Below are 22,904 nucleotides of genomic sequence, written 5' to 3' on the forward strand. Positions count from 1 at the left end.
GAAACCGGGCGTGAGCATGACTGTATTGGAAACATTAGCGACGGAGCAAGGCGAATTCACACTCGGTTTGGCACGGAATGAGCATGCTGACATCATGCTCTCCATGCTGATTGAGACTGCTGAAGTTATGGAGCAGCAAGGGCTTAAACAGTGGAAACCATCGATCTTTAGTATCGAGCTTATGCAGCAATATTTGGCTGAACGGAAAGTATTCCTTCTAATGGCGGAGCATGAAGCGGTCGGAATGTTCACGCTTCAAGCTGGGGACCCGGCCTACTGGGGAGAGCGGGATGATGCTTCATTCGGTTATTTGCATCGCTTGACTGTTCGGCCGAAGTATAGGGGGCTGAATTTGGGCACCAAGATGCTTTATTTTGCAGAGTCCTATTTACGCGGCGAAGGCATGACTGGATTCCGGCTCGATTGTGTATCTCATTTACCAAGTCTCAATGCGTTCTATACACGTCAAGGTTTCGAATTTGTCGCAGAACAAGACATGGGTGGTCGCTTTGTCAACTTATATCAGAAGGTTTTTTCAGCATGAACAACAAAAGCGATCCGGATGCGGATCGCTTTTTGTTCAAGATGAAGATACATTGGCTCGCAAGCGTCCTTCGTACACCTCTTGGAGCAGGCGCGTTGGCTGCGTGCGGACTGTCGGTTTCGGAAGAATGGTTTCATAAGGACCGACTACGATGACGTTGCCAGGAGATCCCTTGACAACAGCGCCATCGCGAATGATTGCACCTTCACCGATAATGGCATGCTCGATTTGCGTACCCTTGCCGATCCTGGCGTTGGGCATTACGACACTATCCTTCACGATTGAATATTTGCCGATCTCAGCCCCACAGAAAATCACGGAGCTCTTCGCTTTGCCTTCGAAGCTGCACTGATCATCGATCAGGCTGTCGGTATGCTCCATGTTGCGCACGAGAGTTGGTGACAGTTTGTTCATGAGCGGGCGCGTATACATTGGCCAATCTTCGCGTTCGAGAACGAACTCTGTCTGATTCAAAATATCCATGTGGGCTTCCCACAAGCTCTCCACCGTACCGACATCACGCCAATAACCCTGGAATGGGAAAGCCAGGAGGGACTGTTGGCCGGACAGCATTTTAGGGATCACATCTTTCCCGAAGTCGTGGCTGGAATTCGGGTCCGCCGCATCTTCCATTAAATGTTGTTTCAGGAAGTCCCAGCGGAACAAGTAGATGCCCATGGATGCGAGATTGCTTTGAGGTTCGGCTGGTTTTTCGGCAAACTCCGTTATCTCATAACGTTCGTTAACGCTCATCACACCAAATCGACTGGCTTCCTCCCAAGGAACCTCCATGACCGATATGGTTGCAGGTGCACCATGTTTCTTATGGGCATCCAGTATTTCCCGATAGTCCATTTGATATATGTGGTCACCCGAGAGAATAAGTATATGCTCTGGATTTTGTTGATCGATGTATTGGATGTTTTTGTATATGGCATCTGCAGTTCCCAGATAGCCTTCCTCCGTTATTAGCTGGGATGGAAGCAGGGCAATCCCATCTCTTTCAGTATGTGTTAGACCCCAAGGCTCGCCTTGGCCGATATGGCTGTGCAGAGATTCGGGCTCATATTGCGTAAGAACACCAATGGTGTCGATTCCCGAGTTCACGCAATTGCTGAGAGGAAAATCGATTATTCGGTAGCGACCGCCGAACGGAACGGCGGGTTTTGCCAGCTTCGACGTCAGTGGGGCCAATCTTTTACCTTCGCCCCCAGCTAGAAGCATAGCAATACAATCTTTTCTCTTCATCACGTTTCCCTCCCAAAGTATTTTCAATGATGTACCTTAGATAACCGACATTCCCGGGGTTTGAAACGATTATATTGAAAAACTAACTTGAAAATTACAAAATTATTTTTCAGGCACATTTTTTATTTTCAACCTGGTTAGAATGGGTTAATAATGTGTAATAATATTGCATTTTTTAAGATGGAGCGGGTGAATCCTATTGAAGCAAGCGGTTTGGGAAGGAAATCTGACAACCGAGCAAGTGTATTTATTTCATGAAGGTACGTCTTATCACAGTTACCGCTATATGGGTGCACATCCTGATGAAGAAGAAGGTGCGATAGGTGTACGCTTTACCGTCTGGGCTCCTCATGCTGCTCAGGTTGGACTAGCAGGTGACTGGAACGGCTGGGATGGTTCCAAAGACCCGTTATATAGGATGCCCGATTCGGGAATTTGGAGTCGCTTTTTTCCTGGGATGCAGGTTGGAACTTTATACAAATATCAGATTACAGGCCCGAACAAAGAAACTTTTCTCAAGGCAGATCCCTACGCGTTCCGCTCTGAAGTGAGGCCGGCTACTGCATCGGTGGTCACGACACTGAAAGGGTACCAATGGAACGATGCTGGCTGGAGACGAAAAAACCGCAATCCTTACAGGAAGCCAATGTTAATCTACGAGATGCATTTCGGGACATGGCGGCAAAAAGATGACGGTTCTTATTATACATACCATGAGATGTCCGAAATCCTCATACCTTACTTACTTGATATGAATTATACTCACATTGAATTTATGCCCCTTGCGGAGCATCCTTACGACTTGTCATGGGGTTATCAAGGAACCGGATTTTTTGCGCTGACAAGCCGTTATGGCAGCCCGCACGACTTCATGTACCTGGTGGATCAACTTCATCAGTCAGGTATCGGCGTCATCCTGGATTGGGTCCCCGCACATTTTGCCAAAGATGCGCATGGACTTCGTCAATTCGACGGAACACCGCTGTACGAATATACGGACCCCATGAAAGCGGAAAGACCAGGCTGGGGCACGCTTTCTTTCGATTATGCCAAACCGGAAGTGATTTCATTCCTTATCTCCAATGCCTTATTTTGGTGGATATGTATCACATCGACGGTTTGCGTGTTGATGCGGTGACCAGCATGATTCGGCTTGATTTTGAGAAGAAGGAAGGCCAGTATTGCCCCAATGACCAAGGTGGACTTGAAAACATCGAGGCCATTGAGTTCCTCAGTCAATTGAACAAGGCCGTTTTTAGCTATTATCCGAATGTGCTGATGATGGCAGAGGAATCGAGCGCCTGGAACGGGGTTACTTCTCCGATTCATGAAGGCGGGCTCGGTTTTAATTACAAATGGAATATGGGATGGATGAATGATACGCTTTCGTACATGGAGCTGGATTTCAGCGAGCGTCCTTACCAACATAATTTACTAACCTTCCCCATTTGTTATGCCTATTCGGAAAATTTTGCGTTGCCGTTGTCGCATGATGAGGTTGTACATGGCAAAAAATCACTATTAAACAAAATGCCTGGCAGCTATGAGCAGCAATTCGCTGGTCTACGATTATTGCTCGGTTATCAACTCACTCAGCCTGGGAAAAAATTAATGTTCATGGGCGGTGAGTTTGGTCAATTCATCGAATGGAAAGATCAGGAGCAATTGGACTGGTTGTTGCTGGATTATGAAAGTCATCGTAAACAACTTGCTTATACCGCTGCCCTAAACCGATTGTACCTGGAAGAGAAAGCGCTATGGAAGCGAGACCATGACTTGGAAGGTTTTCAATGGTTAAGTGCCGATGATAATCACCAGAGTGTTATTTCCTATGTGAGGAACAGTTCAAAACCGGGTGAATCGCTGATTGTGATCATTAATTTTCAACCAAGAGCGTATGAAGAATATCGGGTCGGGATTCCGCGAGCAGGTCGATATATAGAAGTATTCAATTCGGATCATCTTGACTTTGGCGGCACCGGAATGCTGAACGAAGAGAGTATGAAAGCCGAGAAGATAACCTGGCATAATCAGACGCATAGTCTTGGCATCCAATTAGCGCCGCTAAGTATGGTGGTCTTGCGTAAGCAGCGGCCGCAGCGCCGGACGAATCAGAATGGGGACACCACCAAAACAAGCAGAAAGGGGAAGCAGTTATGAAATTGTTACTTGCAGCTTCAGAATGCGGGCCATTCATCAAAACAGGCGGTTTGGCGGATGTTATTGCTGCTTTACCCAAAGCGCTTAAGAGTATGGGGGATGACGTACGGGTGATTCTCCCGAAGTATTCAAGCATTCCCGAGGAATATCGGGAGCGTATGCAGCATATTGGTGAAACCCGGGTTCGTGTAGGGTGGAGAGAGCAGTATTGTGGCGTGTCTTCACTAACAGTGGACGGTGTGACGATTTATTTTGTGGACAATGAATATTATTTCGGCAGGGAAGGTATTTATGGATATATGGATGATGGAGAGCGGTTCGCCTTCTTTAACCGGGCGGTGCTCGACATCCTGCCGGTCATCGGATTTCAACCCGATGTGCTTCATTGTCATGATTGGCATACGGCGATGATTCCGCTGTTGCTTTATGACGTTTATCGTCACGATTCTTACTACCAAGCCATAAGAACTGTGTTCACGATACACAATCTATTGTACCAAGGCGTATATCCGATCGAGGTATTGGTGGATCTGTTAGGCGTTCATAGTCAATATTTCACGCCGGATGGGGTTGAGTATTATGGCAACGTGAACTTCATGAAGGCCGGAATTATTTTCTCGGATCATGTGACAACGGTCAGTCCGACATATTCGCATGAAATTCAGACCAGTTACTACGGTTATGGACTGGATGGGTTATTATCATCACAAGGAGCTCGCTTGAGCGGGATCGTGAACGGAATCGACACGAAGAGTTACAATCCTGCAACGGATCCTCATCTAGCCGTCAAATATCGGAGCAGTCTTGCCAAAAAAATCGAGAATAAAACCGCTCTGCAGGAAGAATTAAACCTGCCCATCGCACCCGATGTTCCGCTGGTATCCATGGTAACCCGGCTGGTGGACTCCAAGGGACTTGATCTTGTCATTCGTACGCTGGATGAGCTCTTGTATTATGATGAGATACAATTCATTGTCCTCGGTACAGGTGATCCGTCATATGAACATTGGTTCCGGGAAGCGGCAAACCGCTACCCTCACAAAATGTCAGCTCAAATCCGGTTCAGTGAATCTTTATCCCGCCGCTTCTACGCTGGCAGCGATTTGTTTCTGATGCCGTCCAAATTCGAGCCGTGTGGGATAAGCCAATTAATCGCTATGCGTTACGGCAGCGTACCGATTGTTAGAGAAACAGGCGGTTTGAACGATACCGTTCATTCATACAATGAATACACGGGTGAAGGCAACGGCTTCTCCTTCAAAGACTTCAATGCGCACGATATGATGAATACCATTCGGCGGGCTACCTCGATCTATGCTAATCCGCAGCATTGGCGCAAGGTGTCCAAGAACGCCTTAGGCGGAGATTATAGTTGGAATGTCTCTGCTGGTCAATATCAGGAGATTTATCGTCAAATTAAGCTGTGATGTTGTCAACGCAAGGGGCCATCTTAGAAGTAAAGATGAAGTTGGTCCATGCTGTATGGAATGTACAAAGAAACCGTTCCTTTCGTAAATGGTTTGGGTCACAGCTCCATTTTACCAAAGAACGGTTTCTTTGTGTCTTAAAAAGTAGAGCATCTGCACGGCCTAGCGGAGAGGACGAATCGATTCCGGACAAGCGAGAGCAACAGCGAGGGGAGGAACTATTCGTACGCGGAGCGTCTCCCTGGGTGGTCACAAATGCCGATACAAAATGCGGTAGCCAAAGGGCTCAAGCTCGATGTTCATCATCCATGAATCGGCTTGACCGATTCGTGGGTGAAAGCATCCAGCCAATCGGAAGTGACAATCGGATGCGACAGCGTTCTGCGGTGATGACTGTTGTTCATCCAGATTAAAAAATGCAGCTGCTCGTCCGCCCGTTCATATAGGATGTTGGCGTCTTGCCAGTGTGCTCGAAGGAATCGAAAACGCCCTTGCCTTAGCGCCTTATACCTCTTTCGCAGTGCAATCATGCTTGAATAGAAGCTACGCAGCTCTAGATTCTGTTTGTCAGGGTCCCACTCCATGCACTTACGACAATCTGGATCGCCGTCTCCGGACAATCCGATCTCATCGCCATAAAAAATACAAGGGGTTCCCGTAAAGGTGAACAAGAACAATACGGTTAGTTTCATCCTCCTGATATCGCCCCCTACCCGGGTCAACAATCGCGGTGTATCGTGACTGCAGAGCAGGTTGAATACAACTTCGTTGGTCTGCTGCGGGTAACGCATGAGGATGGAGCCGATCCGGTTGGCAAACGTCATGCCATCCATTTCGCCGTTGAAGAAGGCCAGCATTTTATCGGCGAACGGATAATTCATAACCGAATCAAACTGGTCTCCCTGCAGCCAGATCAGGGAGTCCGACCAGACTTCACCGACGATATAGGCCTCCGGGTTAGCTTCTTTTACTACTTGCCGAAAATCGCGCCAAAAGTGATGATCAATCTCATTGGCTACGTCCAGACGCCAGCCGTCAAGTTTGATTTCTTTAATCCAGTATTGGGCCACACCCAACAAATAATGCTTGACCTCGGGATGAGCCGTATTAAATTTCGGCATATTGCCATAGAAGCCGAAAGTATCGTAAGTTGGAATGCCATTCTTGATCTCGCAAGGGAATTGGTTGACGTGAAACCAGCCGGCATAGATGGATTGCTCGCCATGCTCCAAGACGTCCTGGAATGGGGGGAACTCTTCGCTGCAATGATTGAATACGGCATCAAGAATGACGCGGATGCCCTTGTTATGGCATGTTTCCACGACTTTCTTAAGCAGTTCGTTATCGCCAAAATGAGGATCTACCTTGGTGTAATCAACGGTATCGTACTTGTGGTTCGAAGGAGAGAGGAAGAGCGGTGTGAAGTAAATCGCATTAATGCCCAGATCGACCAAGTAGTCCAGCCGGTTCAGCACCCCTTGCAAATCTCCGCCAAAAAAATTATCAAGTGCCGGTGCACCGCCCCAGGGCTCAGCATGTTGCGGGGCAATCTTCGGGTTACCTTGAGCAAAGCGCTCTGTCATGATCTGATAAAAAACGGCTTCTTTAGCCCATTCGGGAACTTTAAACACATCAATCTCATGTATGTATGGAAATTCGAAATATCCAGCCGGCGGGTTGGGATAGTGCCACATAATTCCGTTATCCACTAGATATACTGTCTCATCGCCAGCATGAATTCGAAAGCCATAGGATAATCGCTTGAACTTCGGTCTGACCCCGCACTCAAAATAATCAAACATGTCATCAGAAGCAGCTTTGTCCATCGTAATCTCGAAGTAAGTTTGTTCCCAATCGTATTTATCGCCGGTCATGGCTACGACTGAATCAATATCATTCTTCTTGGTTCGAATTCGCAGATGGATGGTATAAGAATCATAAGCGTATGCCCATTTATCTCGAGGAACATGATACAGTGCTTCTAACAACATGGTAACACCTCCTATTTCTAAGTATAGCTATTTCATAACCAGCCGAATAGCCTTAAACCAGCATGTTAGCTCTAATAAGATGAGACATGTTCGGACAGATTATACATCAAAAGATGCAGGGATTGCGCAAGGGATTGCATATTCATGCAAGCTGTTTTATAATGGCTCAGTTGCACTGATTCAGAGCATTCATTAATAGCATAGTTAGAGGAGAATCGAAACACATGAAGCGAAAATTAACAGCGAGCTTAACCTTGTTCATGGCGATACTGCTTGCATTCGGCGGTATGGTTCATGCAGAGGGAGAGAAGAAGACGGTAATCCTCGGTACGAGTGCGGATTATGCACCTTATGAATTCCATCAGATTATAGATGGCGTGGATACGATCGTCGGATTCGATATTGAAATTGCCAAAGAGATTGCTAAGGATCTTGATGCGGAATTAATTATACAAGATACATCGTTTGATGCCTTGCTGCCAGAGCTGACCAGCGGGCGCGTGGACTTTGTTATATCCGGTATGAATCCAACGGAGGAACGCCGCAATAGCATCGATTTCTCAGATCCTTATTATGCGGCTGAACAATCCGTTGTCGTTCGCATGGAGGATGAACTGAAATATGCGACGATGGAAAGCTTGCATGGAGCTAGAATTGGCGTACAGAAAGGGTCCATTCAGGAGTCAATTGCCAAACAAATCCCGAATGCGAGCGTTGTGTCGCTTGATAAAATCCCGGATTTGCTCCTGCAACTCGATTCCGAGCGAGTCGATGCGGTCATCGCTGAATATCCAATAGCCAAAACCAATATGAACGAGGCCACGATGGCTATTACGGCAGCCAAGCCAACGGCTGAGAACGATGAGTACGCGATTGGCGTACGCAAGGGCAACGAAGAGTTGTTGGCCAGCATTAATGCGACGCTTGCGCGCCTGAAGGCAGACGACAAGATCCAGCAGTTCGTGGACGAAGCGAGCGATCTCGCAGCCGGCCGAACCAAAGAGAATCTGAATGTGTTCGAATTCTTCTGGAAATATCGTGATTACTATGTGAAGGGTATTCAATTTACGTTGTTGATCTCTGCACTAGGTGTATTGTTCGGTTTTATTCTCGGACTTGTCATCGCGTTAATGCGAATGTCCGGCGTGCGGATCCTGAAGTTTCTATCGACAGCTTATATAGAAGTGATGCGGGGAACTCCGATGCTCGTGCAGTTGTTCATTATCCATTACAGCTTGGCGGCATTCGATATTAAGTTCACACCCATACAATCCGGTATATTAACGCTCTCGCTCAATAGTGCCGCTTATCTTGCAGAAATTTTCAGGGCAGGGATTCAGGGCGTGGATAAGGGGCAGCTTGAAGCTGCGCGGTCACTGGGCATGACAAGAGGACAAGCCATGCGCCATATTATCTTGCCGCAAGCCTTGAAGGGCGTACTGCCGGCGATCGGTAACGAATTCGTTGTCATCATCAAGGAATCTTCGATCGTATCCTTTATCGGTGTATTTGATATTATGTATCAAGCCCAAATTTTGCGTGGGATGACCTTCGCACCTTTGAATCCGCTGCTGGTCGCAGCCATGATTTACTTTATAATGACATTCATTCTTTCGAAATTGCTGGGTGTCTGGGAAAGGAAGTTAAGCGCAAGTGATAACCGTTAAAAATCTGCATAAATCGTTTGGTAAGCTGGAAATTCTCAAAGGAATCGATATCAATATAGCCAAGGGAGAAGTCTTAGTCGTCATCGGGCCGAGCGGTTCGGGTAAGAGTACTTTTCTGCGCTGCCTCAACTTGCTGGAGTTGCCTACGAACGGCGAGATTACGTTCGAAGGCGAGCTGATTACGAAAAAGAACCATAACATTAACGCTACACGCGAGAAGATGGGCATGGTGTTCCAGCAGTTCAATCTGTTCCCGCATATGAAAGTGATGGAGAACATTACGCTTGCCACGATTCGAGTTAAAGGGGTATCCACCAAAGAAGCGGAGGCTACTGCGGGTGAACTGTTGAAATCCGTCGGACTGCTGGACAAGAAGGACGCTTATCCTTCCCAGCTGTCTGGCGGCCAGAAGCAGCGCATTGCCATTGCCCGGGCTTTGGCGATGCAACCGCACGTGATGCTGTTTGATGAGCCGACCTCCGCACTCGACCCTGAGATGGTAGGTGAAGTGCTGGAAGTCATGAAAAAGCTTGCCGAGGGTGGAATGACGATGGTCATCGTGACACACGAGATGGGATTTGCCCGCGAAGTCGGCGATCGCATTCTGTTTATGGACGGTGGCAAGATCGTTGAAGAGGGAGCACCGGAGCAGATCTTTGGAGCTCCGACGCATAGCCGCACGAAGGAATTTCTCAGCAAGGTTTTGTAACTTATTCATAACTCGATTATGTTGCCGCAAAGCAGTGTTAACCCTGATTATCTCAGGGGTTGACGCTGCTTTTTTTATGCATTGGTAACAATTGCTTGCGGTATAGGTTACAAATTTGTGATATATTCATTGGCGTTGACATATTTACATCCTAACTCAAATCCTACATAGGAGGCATCTTAGATGATACAACAATGGAAATCATGGAAGCAGAATCTCGGACTTAAACCTCATAAAACAGCTGGGAAAACAGCGAGATTATTAACCGTAACCGCCGTTGCGCTCGGACTTACGTTTGGCACAGGTGGCTATGATGCTCAAGCTAGTTCAACCCATACCGCCAAAAAAGGCGATACATTCTACTTTCTTTCAAAACAATACGGTGTGAATCTAAATACATTAATGAACGCCAATCCTACGATCGAAGCGACCAATATTTATCCGGGCCTTTCGATTAAGATTCCGGGAACCGTATCAACGAATCAAGCATCAACCGCTAAGCCGATATCTAATGGAACACCAGTATTCACACCGAGCTTGAATGTGTATCCTGAACAGAAGATGGTCGAAGCTTGGGGCAAAAATTTCAATTACAGCAAGACCTTGTCCGTAAAAGCCACAGCCTATTCCGCAGCAGCCAGCGAGAACGGTGGATGGGGAGCAGTCGATTATTTTGGCAACGCGCTGGAACTTGGAACGATTGCGGTTGATCCGAAAGTAATCCCACTTGGCACCAAGGTACTTGTAACGGGGCATGCGCATCCAGGACTTCCTAAGAAAGCGTTCGTCGCTGAAGCACGTGATATCGGCGGCGCGATCAAAGGGAACAAAATTGATATCTTTATCCCCGGTTCGCAATCATCCGTACGCCAATTTGGTATTCAAGATATCAAGCTGTATATCATTGACTAATTCTATATATTATTCGTAATAAAAAAGGGCTCCGTTCGGGTATTTACACCGAACCGGAGCCTTTTATTGTAATTTCAGGACTTGGACTCGGATACACCAAGCATGTCCGGTAAGGTAACAAACGTATATCCCTGATTCCTTAGCTCTGTAATAATATCAGGCAGCGCTCAATCGTTCCGCTTAGATCAGACCCGGAACCGCCTCCGGCATGCTGCAACACGATAGAGCCGGGACCGACGGCAGAGAGGATATTCTGCTTGACTTCCTCTTTATTAAGTCCCTTCCAATCAAGGGAATCGACATTCCAATTCACGACCTTGTAACCGTTCCTGCGAGCCCATTGGAGCTGTTCCTCATTAATATCGCCATACGGTGGACGGATCAACCGCGGATGAATGCCGGTGATATTCTTCAAAATGCCATTCGTGCGCTCAATCTGGTCTATAAACTTGTCTAAGCTCAATTTATTCAATTGGGCATGGTTGTAAGAATGATTCCCGATTGCATGCCCCTCCTCATGGATTCTCTTCACGAGATCGGGATGTTTCTTGCTCCGCTCTCCAACGGCGAAGAAAGTCGCGGGTACATCATATTCTTTCAGGATATCCAGCACTTTGCCCGTAAAGCGGGGATCCGGTACATCATCGAAGGTTAAGGCAATCTGTTTGATTCTTGGACCGCTCGCCCGAAACGTATCAGGGTACTTTTGCAGCAGTTGACTAAGTGTCAGTGGGTTCCGTGGCCGGGGGGATTTGCCTTCCTTGGAGTGATCCGAGACTTGGATGGACTCCGATAGCACGGAAGAGTCGCTGCTATCCGGTGCTCCGTTGTCAAAGTTTGCAGCACTTACATGCAAATCCGGCTGTAGTACAAAGAGCAGCATGATCGCTATAAGGAAGGTTCTTAGTTTCGTTCTTGTAAACAATGGGCTCGACCCCTTTCACTTTTAATATGGTATTCCCATGTTGTAGTCCAAATATCCTTCATCTGGTAAATTACATTTACTTTTTAGTTTTGACCATGAAAGGTGTATAATAACCCGTAATAATCACATAATCGTCTTTGAATAAGGGAAGGGGACATTTACTTGGCTGATTTATTTACGCCTTACAACTTTCAGAACTTGATGCTTAAGAATCGAATTGTCATGCCACCGATGTGCCAATATTCCGTGCTGGCTGAGGATGGTGTCCCGAATGATTGGCACTTTGTGCATTATGTCAGCCGTGCCGTCGGAGGCACGGGTCTTATTATAGTGGAGATGACAGGGGTACACCCGGATGGACGGATCACAAATCAGGATACCGGCTTGTGGGATGATGAGCAGATTCCTGCTTACCGTCGGATTATAGACGCGGTACATTCTTATGGTACGAAGATCGGTATTCAGCTCGGTCATGCAGGTAGAAAGGCACAGGATGCCGAGCCTTCCGTCGCCCCTTCAGCCATTCCGTTCAGTTCGCATTATAAAATGCCGAAAGCACTGTCAGGCAGCGAGATCGAAGATTTAATCCTTGCGTTTAAGGACAGCGCAAGACGAGCCGTTGCAGCCGGATTCGATACGGTCGAAATTCACGGTGCCCATGGTTACCTGATTCATCAGTTTCACTCGCCATTGACGAATCACCGCACGGATGAATATGGTCAAGATCTGCCGCTCTTCGGAGAGCGAGTCGTTCAGGCTGTAAAGGAAGTGCTGCCCGAAGGTATGCCGATCATTATGCGTGTTTCCGCGCGCGAGTACGTTGATGGTGGTTATGATATAGCATACTGTGCCGATTTCTGCAGGCGTTATAAAGAAGCGGGTGTGGATATATTTCACATCTCCTCTGGTGGGGAAGGCCACGTCGGTTCGAACGGAGGGCCAGAGGCAAAGCCGGGTTATCAAGTGGAACTGGCAGCAGAGTTTAAGGAATTGCTAGATGTTCCGGTTATCGCGGTCGGCATTCTTGAGGATTACGATATTGCGCAGGACGTTATTTTATCAGGTAAGGCTGACTTGGTTGCGATTGGCAGAGGGATGCTCCGTGACCCTTATTGGGCGGTACATGCGGCGAAGGCGCTGGATGGGGAACAGAAAGTTCCTAAGCCTTATGAACGCGGATATAAATATTAATAATTTTTGAAACGTTTTGCATCGAGCCACGTAAGTATTAATCATAACGAGTTAATTTCATGTGAAAGCGAGAGGAAGAGAACCATGTCCATATTTAAACGATTACGCGATTTGACCATGTCCAATATTAACGCCATTATCGACAAAGCAGAAGATCCGATCAAGATGACAGATCAGTATATTCGAGATATGACGGAAGACTTAGAAGACGCCGAGAAGGCTGTCGCTTCGCAGATCGCGATTGAGAAGCGTTTCAAGGCCCTTTATGAGGAACAGTCCGCACTCGTCGAGAGACGCACCCAGCAAGCCCATACGGCTGCTCAGGCGCAGAACGTTGATCTTGCAAGACGAGCGCTGGAGGAGAAGAAGGCGGCTGAAGCGAAGCGCGATGAGTACAAAGCAAGTTACGACCAGAACAAGCTGGCTGCAGATAATCTAAAGGGTAAACTGGAAGAGATGCGCAAGCAGCTGACAGCGATGAAGAACAAACGTGAAACGCTGGTTGCTCGCTACAATGCTGCCAAAGCCCAGACCGAGATTAACAAAGCGATGAACGGCTTCGGCTCGGACAACGCTTCAGCAGGCCTGAAGCGTATGGAAGAGAAGATGCTTGCGATGGAAGCTCGTGCTGAGGCTAGCAATGAAATGACCAAGCGGGAGAAGTCGCTTGACGAGGAGTTTGAGAGCCTAGGTAAGGACCAAGCGGTTGAAGACGAGTTGGCAGCGTTGATGAAGCAATACGACGATAAGCAGTCCTAATACTCGTATAAGTCAGTCATTGTAACAGCATATGAATTGGTGGCGAGGGAGGATGACAGGGCTTGCGTAAAGCGTTGTTTCTCCTTCGCTTTTGTATGACAAGAAGTAGACGTGACATCTGAATGTGGGGGATAATTGATGGATTTTGATATGATATTGCGGGTATTGCTGTGGACAGCCGTCGGCGGATTGCTGTTGTTTGTTCTCATGTTTGTGGATTCCCTATTCACGAAATACAATGATCTGGAAGAAGTTAAGGCTGGTAATATGGCGGTAACGACAAGACTTATTCTGAAGTTATTCGCCCAAGGCTACATTCTGTCTGTATCGATCGGTACATCATATCATTTGCTCGAGGCGATTATAGTTTCGGTCGTTTCCTTTGTCATTTTATTCGTGCTGGAAGCGCTAACGGAAATGATGCTTCGCAATTTCGCCAAGCTGAATCTTGATAAGGGTACTCGTGAGGGCAAGACGGGTTACGGGTTATTCGCAGGTTCGCTTCATGTAGTTGGCGCCTTAATAATTACTGCTTGCTTATAATCGCATAATAGGGATAGGAGCGCGGAAAGATGAGTATGTGGAAGAGAATCAGCAATTTGTTTGCCAAGCCAGAACCGCCGAAAGCAGAGAAAAGCATGCTGCAGCTAGCGCCTGGCGATATATGCGAAGTATCGCTTGTGACGTATGAGGTGACAGGACGCGTACATAACCGAAGTCGGAATGCGGTTGTCCTTACGTTGCAGGACGGTAGCAGCATGGCTTACCTCCATATCGAAGAACGAGAAACGATTCGATATGCGATGTATACCCCGATCGACGGAAGGTTGGATTCTCCTGATGAGGTGCCTTCCATCATCGAACTTGATGAGCACGTGTTTCATTTGGAAGAGGAGTATGGTGGACATGTAGCCATCGTAGGCAAGACGGCTTTTACCCAAAGTGGGGAGCAGCATGTGTGGCAATATCAGTCCGATGACTATAAACTGCTGCGCATCGAATGGCAGAATGGACGATTTATGTTGTACGAAGGAGACAAAGTGATCCCTGGAGATGTTCGTGTGATCCGGGCAACTTAGGAGTGGTGGCATGAAAGAACGCTCTTTTCTATCCATAAAAATCATATTGGCGCTCAGCTATTCGTATCCTTGCTTAGCGGCTGTGGCGCTCCCAATATTCAAGATACGTACCCGCTTGAATCGGTCAATCGGGATGGGAATGCAACGTCTTACGTCTATCGTGCTGCGGATAAAAGCGTGACGGATGTCGCAGATGAGCTGATGTCCGGTCAAACGCCAGATCAGTCGTCTCCTCCGGATACGCAGCGGATGTTTCTGGTGTATGGCGATGAGTATTATCATTTGCAGCAGGATCCGGAACAGCCTGCGGATACATTGATTGAGATTGATTCCAAGGAGTATGTGCAACGCAACTATGATTCAAGCTTCCTGCAAGGGTATCTGACGGCCGTATTAATCGGCAATTTATTCGATTCCATGAGCGGAAGTGGCGGCAATTATCGCGGCTATACGAGTAAAGATGTGCATAAGCCAGCCGCTGGCAACTATAAGAAGCCGACGAATCAGGATAAGAAAATAGCTCCTCCGATGACGGTGGATCGCAGTGGTAAGATTACACGACGTGGAGGCGATTCAACGCGAACCGGCATCGGCGGTAGCCTATTTAAGCGAGATCCGGATTCGGCCGGCAACAGCAGCCGCGGCACAATTAAACGCGGGGAGAGCGGGGGCGGACTGTTCGATTCTCCGAAGAAATCGTACAATAAGCCTAAGACGAGAATGGGCTCGGGTAAGGTGTTCCGAAGAGGACGAAGGTAAACTTCAAGTTGAACAAAGTAAGCGCATGTCTGATTTATCAGACATGCGCTTTTTTTTGTGAAATTCTGCGAAGGTTAACCAGCCTAGCCAAGACTACATATATTGAATAAATCATCTATATCTATTTGAATAAGGAGGGATCTATGTGCCGTTTGTACTCCGTTTCAGTGACAACGACACTGGAGCGATCACTTTTACAGGGAATACATTGGGGTTGAGTCGATCTACCACAACCGGTGTTCCAGGAACTCTTGATTACATCGGCGCTTTTACTTCGACGGATACGTCCATGCAATTCGGAAGTTATCCGGCAGGAACGACAGCGGACTTCAATCTGAACAGTGCAAGTGCGATTCTAAGACTTCCTGCAGGCAGCTCCGTGTTGTATGCAGAACTGGTATGGGCTGGAACCTATCGGGTATCAGGGGGAACCAACAACTATATTGAATTTATCGACAAGTCGGTATCGTTAACGACGCCGCAAGGAACTTCGTTTAGTATCGCTCCAGATCCGATCACAGCACAGACCTCTTATCGCAACGCAACTTACAATTATTTCAGATCGGCCAATGTCACGACTCAAATCCAAAGCGGTGGTGCCGGGAGTTACACGGTTGGTGGAGTTGTCGGGAATCTGGATTTGGGCAATAGTACGGCGAATAACTGCGGCTGGACGCTCTGCGTAGTCTACGAGGATCCGGCCATGCCCTTTCGTAATCTGAGCCTCAATGTTGGGATCGAAGAGATTGCTGCTGGCATTCCGGAGCTCACCACGGAATTAGTTGGATTCGCCACGCCGACTTCAGGTTCAATCTCGGGACGAATGGCGCTTTGCGCACAAGACGGTGACGCGAACAAGACAGGCGATCAGGTATTATTCGGACCGACAGAAGCTGATCTTACGGTGCTCCAAGGACCGAATAACTTTCCCAATAATTTCTTTGCTTCACAAATTAACGATGATAACGGACTACTCGATACGAGCGGTACATTTGGCGATCGGAATCAGATCAGTGGCCAACCAGGGACTCAGATCGTGGGGGGAAGACAATCTTGGGATATCACCAACGTAGATATCTCTCAAACACTCGTCAATAATCAGTCATCGGCGGTATTTCAATTGCGAACCGGTGGGGATGGTTATAGTGTCTTAGCAGTAGGGATATACATCGAAATTAATTCTCCAAGAATTACGGTCTCCAAGAGCGTAGACGCAGAAGTGGCCAGTGTGGGACAAATTCTGACGTATACGGTCGTCATCGAGAATAGCGGGACGGTGCCAGCTGAGGCTTCATTGTTGTTCGACAACTTGCCGAACAATAGTGAACTCATCCCCGGCAGTGTTACGATCAATTCGCTACCAAGCGTGAATGCGGATCCGGTTGCCGGCGTATCGCTCGGGACGCTGACTCCAGGCGATACGGTCGTTGTGACGTATCAGGTAAGAGTGACTTCGGTCCCGCCAGACGGCGTGATCGCCAATAACGCCATGGTGACCTTTGAATATCAGAGCATAACGGATGGTCCGATTTTTACCGGGGATATTCCTTCCAACGAGGTACTGACACCGGTATTCGCTCCGGGACTAAGTTTAACCAAGAGCGTCTCTCCGACCACTGCCGCACCTGGCCAAACAGTGAGCTATCAACTTGTGGTTGTGAACAGTGGAGATGTTCAGTTAACCAATGTCGTGGTTAACGATCCTCTGCTTGGTATACAGGAGGTTATTCCTATCTTGCCTGTTGGGGAAAGAACCGTGATAACTAGCACTTACACGATTCCAGCAGGTACGCGTGTCGGTACGGTCATCACGAACACCTCAACTGCTGTCTCGGATCAGACAGCGAGTGTTAGTGCCCAGGCTGCGGTCACAGTAATTCCAGCAGCAGTGACACCCAGCTTTCAGCTTTCAATTACGAAAGAAGCAGATCGAACAGTCACTCGCTCAGGGGATACGATAGCATATCGCATCAGGGTAACCAATACGGGAACAGCAAGGTTGACCGCTGTTAGAGTAACCGATGCGCTACTTTCTCTCGACCGACTGATCCCTGCGCTGAATCCGAATGAATCCGTCGTCCTTGTTGCCGAATACGGTGTTATGGGCGATACGCCAGTTGGCACGGTCATTTCTAATACCGCACAAGCGATATCGAATGAAACAGGGCCGGTTCGAGCACAGGCATCCGTCAGAGTTACGAGTCAACCTCCGCTGAATGTAGAGAAAGCTGTCTTCCCTATCGTTGTCGAGCCCGGGAACATGCTGACCTTCTCCTTTACGATTACGAATATGACGGGTACACTCGAGGTGACGAATATCGGCCCGACGCGCTTGAACGAAGTCACTTTATTTGATGACCTGCCTTCTGGCGCCCGCTTGGACGCAGGTAGCGTCATCATTAACAATCAGCCTGAACCTGACGCGGACCCGGAGAGGGGGATACGGCTTGGTTCGCTAGAGCCTGGCAGCACCGTTCGGGTGTCCTTTCAAGTTCTCCAAGCGAGTCTGCCGAATGAAGAGAGGGCACAAAATCAAGGTCATGTCACATTTGTCCCTGAGGGATCAAGTGAGACAATTGAAGTAGATTCGAATATCGTTATTTATGATGTGCTGGAGGAAGAAGAGTAGCAGCATTGCGTCACTGAGGGGTTGTTCCACATGAACCCGTTGTGGAACAACCCTGCTTTTTCTTGTCGAATCGATGAGTACATCCATATTTACTTCTTCTAGGCTGCTTGGGACAAGCGGCTTGAACTTTGTATGGAATATAGTAAAGTTAGGTAGATCGGATTCAAATGAAAAGCAAGAAGGAGAATACCACTCGTGAACAATTCAGAACATCAAGCTAAGATCAACAACGATAAGTTTAATCGCCGTGCACTGCAAGTAACCGATGCCCAGTCACTGGCTGTGTCTTATGTCAAACGAGGAGCAGCGGAATCGTTAAGACTTCAAGCGAGCGATGGGCGCATCCTGGCGGCACCGGTAACGGCTCCCCATCCATATCCGGCTTTTGCACGTTCGGGCATGGACGGATATGCGTTACGATCAGAGGATTTGAATATATGTAATCAAGGCGAGATCGTATGGCTTCACGTAGTGGATGAGATTCCTTGCGGATATGTATCATCCATACGTATTGAGTCAGGGACGGCATCTCGGATCATGACCGGTGCTCAAGTGCCGGAGGGAGCAGATTGCGTTGTGATGTTGGAAGCGACGGAGCAGCGGGTCGAGAATGGTGTGAATTATGTTGGTTTGAAGCGTTCCATCGAGCCTGGCAAGAACATAACACCACGTGGATTCGAATTACAGGAAGAGGCCTTGATTCTTCAAGAAGGAACACGAATTGGACCGGGAGAAATTTCAGTGCTGGCCACATTCGGTGTTCACATGGTCGAGGTATACCGTCAGCCCCAGGTGGGCATATTTTCCACAGGTTCAGAATTGCTCGATATTGATGAACCGCTTGAGCCTGGGAAAATTCGCAATAGCAACACCTATATGCTGGCTTCTCAAATACGCGAGGCAGGAGGCGTGCCCGTCATCATGGAAGCGATCCCTGATGATGTGGAGCTTGCCAGAATGAAAGTTGAGGATGCGCTCCGCGAGTACGATATCGTTGTAACGACCGGCGGCGTGTCGGTTGGCGATTATGATATTATGGGCGAGCTTGTGACATCAAGTGGACTGGACATGCTGTTTAACAAAGTGACGATGCGTCCCGGGAGTGTGACGACGGCTGCGGTGAAAGACGGGAAGCTGTTGTTTGCATTGTCTGGTAATCCCGGAGCTTGTTATGTGGGCTTTCTATTGTTTGTTAGGCCAGCCATACGGAAGATGCTGGGGATGGAGCGTCTTTTTTTGACAGAGGTAACAGCCGTTCTGGGAGCAGACTACAACAAGGTGAATAACTTTACGAGATTCGTAAGGGGAAGTTTACAGGCCGTGGATGGAAGATTGGTGGCGACGCCCGCCGTATTGGATGAATCCAGTGTCATGATCACGATCAAGGACAGCGACTGTCTGATTATCATTCCGCCGGAGTTAAGAGGGGCTGCTCGTGGACAGGAAGTCCAGGTGCTTGTGCTTCCAGGGATATGGTCATGAGGGTTCTGCAGTTGTGCGGATACAAAAACAGCGGAAAAACAACCTTAATCTCCTCACTGTTGCCCATGCTGAAAGCGCGCGGGATTCGAACGGGCGTAATCAAGCATGATGGTCACTCGTTCGATATGGATCATCCCGGTACCGATACGTACCGTTTCCGGGAAGCGGGGGCCGCAAGTATCGCTATTACTTCTGCGGCGAGAACGGCGATCATCAGGGAAGAGGGCTCGGAGCTTGGTGATCTGCTGGAAGGACTGGACAGTATGGACCTCATCCTCGTGGAAGGGTTCAAACAGCAGCAGTATCCAAAGCTTGTCATGCTGCGTAAGCTACAGGATCTCGCGCTCCTTAACGAACTGGTAGATGTACGAGGGATCGTGGTAACACGGGAGCTATGTAACAAACCGGCACAACTACTGGAGGTTCAGAAGAAGCTGCCGGTTCCGGTATATGCCTGGGACGATGTAGAGCAGATTATGCGGTGGATTGTGGCAAGCATGGAACGGGACTAGTTCATTCCTCCGTGCGCCGTTCAATCGCCTGGGACATTGTTTTGTCGGTCAGATGTGCGTAGACTTCGGTTGTCTCAGTAGAGGCATGGCCGAGTTGTTCCTTGGTCTTATATATATCATTCTGTAAGTAATAGTCCGTTGCGAAGGAATGTCGCAGTTTATGCACCGTAAGTGACGGTTTGCCGAATCGTTTGGCATACTTGATAATCATCGCCTGGATGGCGCGTTTGGTCATGCGCTGTCCCTCTTGCTGGCCGTTGCGCAGCGCGACAAACAAAGCCTTCTCTTTCTTGGGTACTTTATAACGCGACTGACGCTGCTCCAGATAATGTTCCAGATCGTCCTTGGCTTGCGCCCGGAAATAGACGGGCGTCTTAAAGGTCTCGTCGTTGTTGCCCTTGCGGAAAACGTGCAGCATCTTGTTCCCGAGATCGACATCCGTGAGATTGAGGTTAACGACCTCGGATACACGCAGACCGGAGTTCAGGATCAGACTCGCAATACAAGCGTCCCTTACTTTATTGTGTTGATGCGCGTATAACGCCTGCTTGTTATTCTCCACGTCATGACCGTAGCCTTCATGAATATAGGTGATGAAATCCTGCAGTTCCTCTTCCTCCAGAATCTTGCCCTTCAACTTGGCAGCCGTGTCTTTCGGTTTATGGATCCGTTTAATTTCCACCTTGGCCATGATGTTGCGTTTGAGAAGCGGATAGAAATCTTCGTCTTCGGCAATTTGGCTTAGATAGTGGAACAGCGAACGGAGCGAAGAAAGCTTGCGGGATACAGTAATTCTGGAGTTGGTACTCTCTCTGCGAGTTGTGAGATGAAGCCGATAGTTCGTGATGCTGTCCATTCGCAGTTTCTCAAGCTCCTCCAGCGTAACGCCATCGTTGGCTTCCGCGTGGGACAGGCCTTCAACGCGCAGCCATTGGAAGAAAGTTTCGTAATCGCGGACGTACTCGAGCAGGGTCGATGGCGATAGGTCCGGGAGTTTGTAGTCGATAAATTGCCTTACAAACCACGGCATAGCGGGAGACTTCTCGTCAAGCTTGGCGCGGTCGATTTCTTTTTGAATATTCATGTTATTCGCCACCCCCGTTTCTGATTAAGTTCAAGTGTATCATATGGAGGGTGAATATTTCTTGTTGACTTGGAGCCAGGCGGATAATACTTGCTTGTATTTAGCGTGTAATAAATAATATGATGAATGTAGCTGTAAACAAGTTGTATCGGGGAGGCCGCACCATGCCAGATTTAACAGCGCGAATGGGGATAGAACTTGTTCCCAAACGAAAACAGGCTGTCATTTACAATCTGATGCAGTTGTATTTTTATGATTTTACGCAGTACCTGGATATTTCCGTGAACGAGCAGGGGTTATTTCTCCCATATCCGGAGTTGGATGACTTCTGGAAAAAGCGGGATCGCAGATTCCCATACTTGATCACGTTTGATCAGATTCCGGCCGGCTTTGCGCTCATTGAGAAGTTGGATGATCCCCATGAGGCGGATTATTATATGACGGAGTTTTTTGTGATGAAAAAATACAGGCGCACGGGTCTTGGAACATGGGCTGCCACCCAGTTGTTCGATCGTTACCCAGGGCGCTGGAAGGTGACGCAGGTGAGTACGAATGTACCAGCGCAAGCGTTCTGGCGCATGGTGATTGAGCGTTATACCGGGGGCAGATATGAGGAATTCATTGATCCGGTGCGCGATAACCCTTCGCAATTTTTTAATTCCTAGCTATTTGGTAACGTAGAGGAGGTGCATTGTGTAGCTGCCTTGATTCATCTGACCAAATGTGGGAGATGATATGGGCGCGGATGCTAAACCATGTACAACATGAATCCAATACATAAGTTATCTTCGGGTGAGAATTGGGTAATGAAGAGGGATGCGATGTTACTACAGGGAGGAGAGTGGAAGGAGAACATGGAACGCAGATCATTTGGACGTACGGATATGTTGGTCAGTATTCTCGGGTTTGGTGGAGCAGAGATTGGGCGATCTGATCAGAAGACCGTGGATCAACTGTTACATAGCGCCCTCGATGCAGGGTTGAACATGATCGATACAGCAGAATGCTACGGGAATAGTGAAGAACTCATTGGAAATGCACTTGCTGGACGACGCGATGATTATTACTTGTTCACGAAATGTGGACACGCTTCTGGACTGGAGGGCGCGGACTGGGACCCGGTAGTCCTTGCGCAGAGCATTGATCGAAGCCTGCAGCGGCTGAACGTGGATCATGTCGACGTGATCCATCTCCATAGTTGCTCGGAACAAATCCTTCGTCAAGGCGACGTTATCGAAGTGTTAGAGCGCGCCAAGAGAGACGGGAAGACCCGATATATCGGTTACAGCGGTGATTCATCCGATGCCTTGTATGCCCTGCAGACAGGGGTGTTCGATAGTTTCGAAACCTCGCTGAATATCGCAGATCAGGAGGCGATTGATTTGACACTTCCTGTGGCGATAGAGCAAGGGCTCGGTATTATTGCCAAGCGTCCTGTAGCCAACGTAGCCTGGAAGAACGAGTCCATGGGCAAAGAAGAGTATGCTTATCCATATTGGGTGCGTCTTCAAGAACTGCAATATCCGTTCCTGTCCGATGTACAGAAGGATGTGGAGACGGCTCTAAGGTTTGCGCTAAGCGTACCTGGTGTTGCCACGGCAATCGTGGGCACGGCGAACCCGGACCGCTGGGCCCAGAATGCGGGTTTGCTGGCCAACGGACCGCTTAATGAAGGCGCGTATCAACAAATTCGCAATCGGTGGAACGAAGTGGCCGGACCGGACTGGGTAGGCAAGGTATAAGCGAGATAAACGTTGGTATATGTAATAGAGCACAGCGATCTTTCGGATCGGTGTGCTTTTTTTTGCAATGTGGTGTGCTTGACC

At 48.3% G+C, this 22,904-nt stretch carries 16 protein-coding genes and 4 pseudogenes; 16 read left to right on the plus strand and 4 right to left on the minus strand.

Annotated elements, in window-relative coordinates:
• The first annotated feature begins 16 nt into the window (after nucleotides 1-16).
• On the plus strand, nucleotides 17-544 hold the full coding sequence (locus JCM10914_RS06335) for a GNAT family N-acetyltransferase (protein ID WP_036717241.1): 528 nt from the start codon (nucleotides 17-19) through the stop codon (nucleotides 542-544).
• A 36-nt stretch (nucleotides 545-580) separates the two neighbouring features.
• Here JCM10914_RS06335 and JCM10914_RS06340 read toward each other — a convergent pair whose 3' ends face one another.
• Nucleotides 581-1,792, minus strand: a complete 1,212-nt coding sequence (locus JCM10914_RS06340; RefSeq protein ID WP_023958708.1) for a glucose-1-phosphate adenylyltransferase — start codon at nucleotides 1,790-1,792, stop codon at nucleotides 581-583.
• Nucleotides 1,793-2,078: 286 nt separating this feature from the next.
• Between JCM10914_RS06340 and glgB the strand changes: the two are divergent.
• Nucleotides 2,079-3,952 (plus strand): annotated as a pseudogene (gene glgB / locus JCM10914_RS06345) (1,4-alpha-glucan branching protein GlgB).
• The gene (gene glgA / locus JCM10914_RS06350) at nucleotides 3,949-5,379 is read left to right on the plus strand and encodes a glycogen synthase GlgA (RefSeq protein ID WP_023958714.1); all 1,431 of its coding nucleotides are present in this window, start codon (nucleotides 3,949-3,951) and stop codon (nucleotides 5,377-5,379) included. Before glgB ends, glgA begins: the two are co-directional and overlap by 4 nt.
• A 249-nt stretch (nucleotides 5,380-5,628) precedes the next feature.
• Here the strand turns inward: glgA and JCM10914_RS06355 are convergent.
• Nucleotides 5,629-7,370: pseudogene (locus JCM10914_RS06355) on the minus strand (alpha-glycosidase).
• A gap of 224 nt (nucleotides 7,371-7,594) precedes the next feature.
• On the opposite strand from JCM10914_RS06355, the gene JCM10914_RS06360 reads away from it, so the two are divergent.
• The 3 genes from JCM10914_RS06360 (at nucleotide 7,595) to JCM10914_RS06370 (ending at nucleotide 10,658) form a co-directional block, all read left to right on the plus strand.
• On the plus strand, nucleotides 7,595-9,037 hold the full coding sequence (locus JCM10914_RS06360) for an ABC transporter substrate-binding protein/permease (RefSeq protein ID WP_023958719.1): 1,443 nt from the start codon (nucleotides 7,595-7,597) through the stop codon (nucleotides 9,035-9,037).
• On the plus strand, nucleotides 9,024-9,746 hold the full coding sequence (locus tag JCM10914_RS06365; RefSeq protein WP_023958721.1) for an amino acid ABC transporter ATP-binding protein: 723 nt from the start codon (nucleotides 9,024-9,026) through the stop codon (nucleotides 9,744-9,746). Before JCM10914_RS06360 ends, JCM10914_RS06365 begins: the two co-directional genes overlap by 14 nt.
• A gap of 183 nt (nucleotides 9,747-9,929) precedes the next feature.
• Complete coding sequence (locus JCM10914_RS06370; RefSeq protein WP_023958722.1) at nucleotides 9,930-10,658, plus strand: 3D domain-containing protein; 729 nt, start codon at nucleotides 9,930-9,932, stop codon at nucleotides 10,656-10,658.
• A 74-nt stretch (nucleotides 10,659-10,732) separates the two neighbouring features.
• Here JCM10914_RS06370 and JCM10914_RS06375 read toward each other — a convergent pair.
• Nucleotides 10,733-11,541 (minus strand): annotated as a pseudogene (locus tag JCM10914_RS06375) (polysaccharide deacetylase family protein).
• A gap of 204 nt (nucleotides 11,542-11,745) precedes the next feature.
• On the opposite strand from JCM10914_RS06375, the gene JCM10914_RS06380 reads away from it, so the two are divergent.
• From JCM10914_RS06380 to mobB, 8 genes and pseudogenes are all read left to right on the plus strand, one after another.
• Nucleotides 11,746-12,774: an NADH:flavin oxidoreductase/NADH oxidase gene (locus JCM10914_RS06380; RefSeq protein ID WP_023958727.1), complete on the plus strand. Its 1,029-nt coding sequence runs from the start codon at nucleotides 11,746-11,748 to the stop codon at nucleotides 12,772-12,774.
• Nucleotides 12,775-12,858: 84 nt separating this feature from the next.
• Nucleotides 12,859-13,533 carry a PspA/IM30 family protein gene (locus JCM10914_RS06385; protein ID WP_023958729.1) on the plus strand — a complete coding sequence of 225 codons (675 nt, stop codon included), beginning with the start codon at nucleotides 12,859-12,861 and terminating at the stop codon, nucleotides 13,531-13,533.
• Between the two features lie 138 nt (nucleotides 13,534-13,671).
• A complete protein-coding gene (locus JCM10914_RS06390; protein ID WP_023958730.1) occupies nucleotides 13,672-14,076 on the plus strand; it encodes a DUF350 domain-containing protein in 405 nt (134 codons plus the stop codon).
• Nucleotides 14,077-14,105: 29 nt separating this feature from the next.
• Nucleotides 14,106-14,612, plus strand: coding sequence for a DUF4178 domain-containing protein (locus JCM10914_RS06395; protein ID WP_023958732.1), 507 nt, complete (start codon nucleotides 14,106-14,108; stop codon nucleotides 14,610-14,612).
• A 10-nt stretch (nucleotides 14,613-14,622) separates the two neighbouring features.
• Nucleotides 14,623-15,371, plus strand: a pseudogene (locus JCM10914_RS06400) (DUF4247 domain-containing protein).
• Nucleotides 15,372-15,516: 145 nt separating this feature from the next.
• On the plus strand, nucleotides 15,517-18,000 hold the full coding sequence (locus JCM10914_RS06405) for a DUF11 domain-containing protein (RefSeq protein ID WP_023958735.1): 2,484 nt from the start codon (nucleotides 15,517-15,519) through the stop codon (nucleotides 17,998-18,000).
• 195 nt (nucleotides 18,001-18,195) lie between these two features.
• Entirely contained in the window at nucleotides 18,196-19,482 is a 1,287-nt protein-coding gene (gene glp / locus JCM10914_RS06410; RefSeq protein ID WP_023958736.1) for a gephyrin-like molybdotransferase Glp, read from the plus strand.
• A gap of 11 nt (nucleotides 19,483-19,493) precedes the next feature.
• Entirely contained in the window at nucleotides 19,494-19,994 is a 501-nt protein-coding gene (mobB, locus tag JCM10914_RS06415; RefSeq protein WP_231638535.1) for a molybdopterin-guanine dinucleotide biosynthesis protein B, read from the plus strand.
• A gap of 1 nt (nucleotide 19,995) precedes the next feature.
• Here the strand turns inward: mobB and xerS are convergent, their stop codons facing one another.
• Nucleotides 19,996-21,078: a tyrosine recombinase XerS gene (xerS, locus tag JCM10914_RS06420; RefSeq protein ID WP_023958738.1), complete on the minus strand. Its 1,083-nt coding sequence runs from the start codon at nucleotides 21,076-21,078 to the stop codon at nucleotides 19,996-19,998.
• Between the two features lie 164 nt (nucleotides 21,079-21,242).
• Here xerS and JCM10914_RS06425 point away from each other — a divergent pair, with 164 nt between their 5' ends.
• Nucleotides 21,243-21,743, plus strand: a complete 501-nt coding sequence (locus tag JCM10914_RS06425) for a GNAT family N-acetyltransferase (RefSeq protein ID WP_023958739.1) — start codon at nucleotides 21,243-21,245, stop codon at nucleotides 21,741-21,743.
• Between the two features lie 189 nt (nucleotides 21,744-21,932).
• Nucleotides 21,933-22,820, plus strand: a complete 888-nt coding sequence (locus tag JCM10914_RS06430) for an aldo/keto reductase (RefSeq protein WP_036717244.1) — start codon at nucleotides 21,933-21,935, stop codon at nucleotides 22,818-22,820.
• Nucleotides 22,821-22,904: the final 84 nt, after the last annotated feature.

The organism is Paenibacillus sp. JCM 10914 (genome assembly GCF_001315105.1).
Taxonomy (GTDB): Bacteria; Bacillota; Bacilli; order Paenibacillales; family Paenibacillaceae; genus Paenibacillus_AQ.

Coding starts and splice junctions, on each gene's coding strand:
- JCM10914_RS06335 (WP_036717241.1), top strand. CDS start 17: ATGACTGTATTGGAAACATTAGCGACGGAGCAAGGCGAATTCACACTC.
- JCM10914_RS06340 (WP_023958708.1), bottom strand. CDS start 1,792: ATGAAGAGAAAAGATTGTATTGCTATGCTTCTAGCTGGGGGCGAAGGT.
- glgA (WP_023958714.1), top strand. CDS start 3,949: ATGAAATTGTTACTTGCAGCTTCAGAATGCGGGCCATTCATCAAAACA.
- JCM10914_RS06360 (WP_023958719.1), top strand. CDS start 7,595: ATGAAGCGAAAATTAACAGCGAGCTTAACCTTGTTCATGGCGATACTG.
- JCM10914_RS06370 (WP_023958722.1), top strand. CDS start 9,930: ATGATACAACAATGGAAATCATGGAAGCAGAATCTCGGACTTAAACCT.
- JCM10914_RS06385 (WP_023958729.1), top strand. CDS start 12,859: ATGTCCATATTTAAACGATTACGCGATTTGACCATGTCCAATATTAAC.
- JCM10914_RS06390 (WP_023958730.1), top strand. CDS start 13,672: ATGGATTTTGATATGATATTGCGGGTATTGCTGTGGACAGCCGTCGGC.
- JCM10914_RS06395 (WP_023958732.1), top strand. CDS start 14,106: ATGAGTATGTGGAAGAGAATCAGCAATTTGTTTGCCAAGCCAGAACCG.
- xerS (WP_023958738.1), bottom strand. CDS start 21,078: ATGAATATTCAAAAAGAAATCGACCGCGCCAAGCTTGACGAGAAGTCT.
- JCM10914_RS06425 (WP_023958739.1), top strand. CDS start 21,243: ATGCCAGATTTAACAGCGCGAATGGGGATAGAACTTGTTCCCAAACGA.
- JCM10914_RS06430 (WP_036717244.1), top strand. CDS start 21,933: ATGGAACGCAGATCATTTGGACGTACGGATATGTTGGTCAGTATTCTC.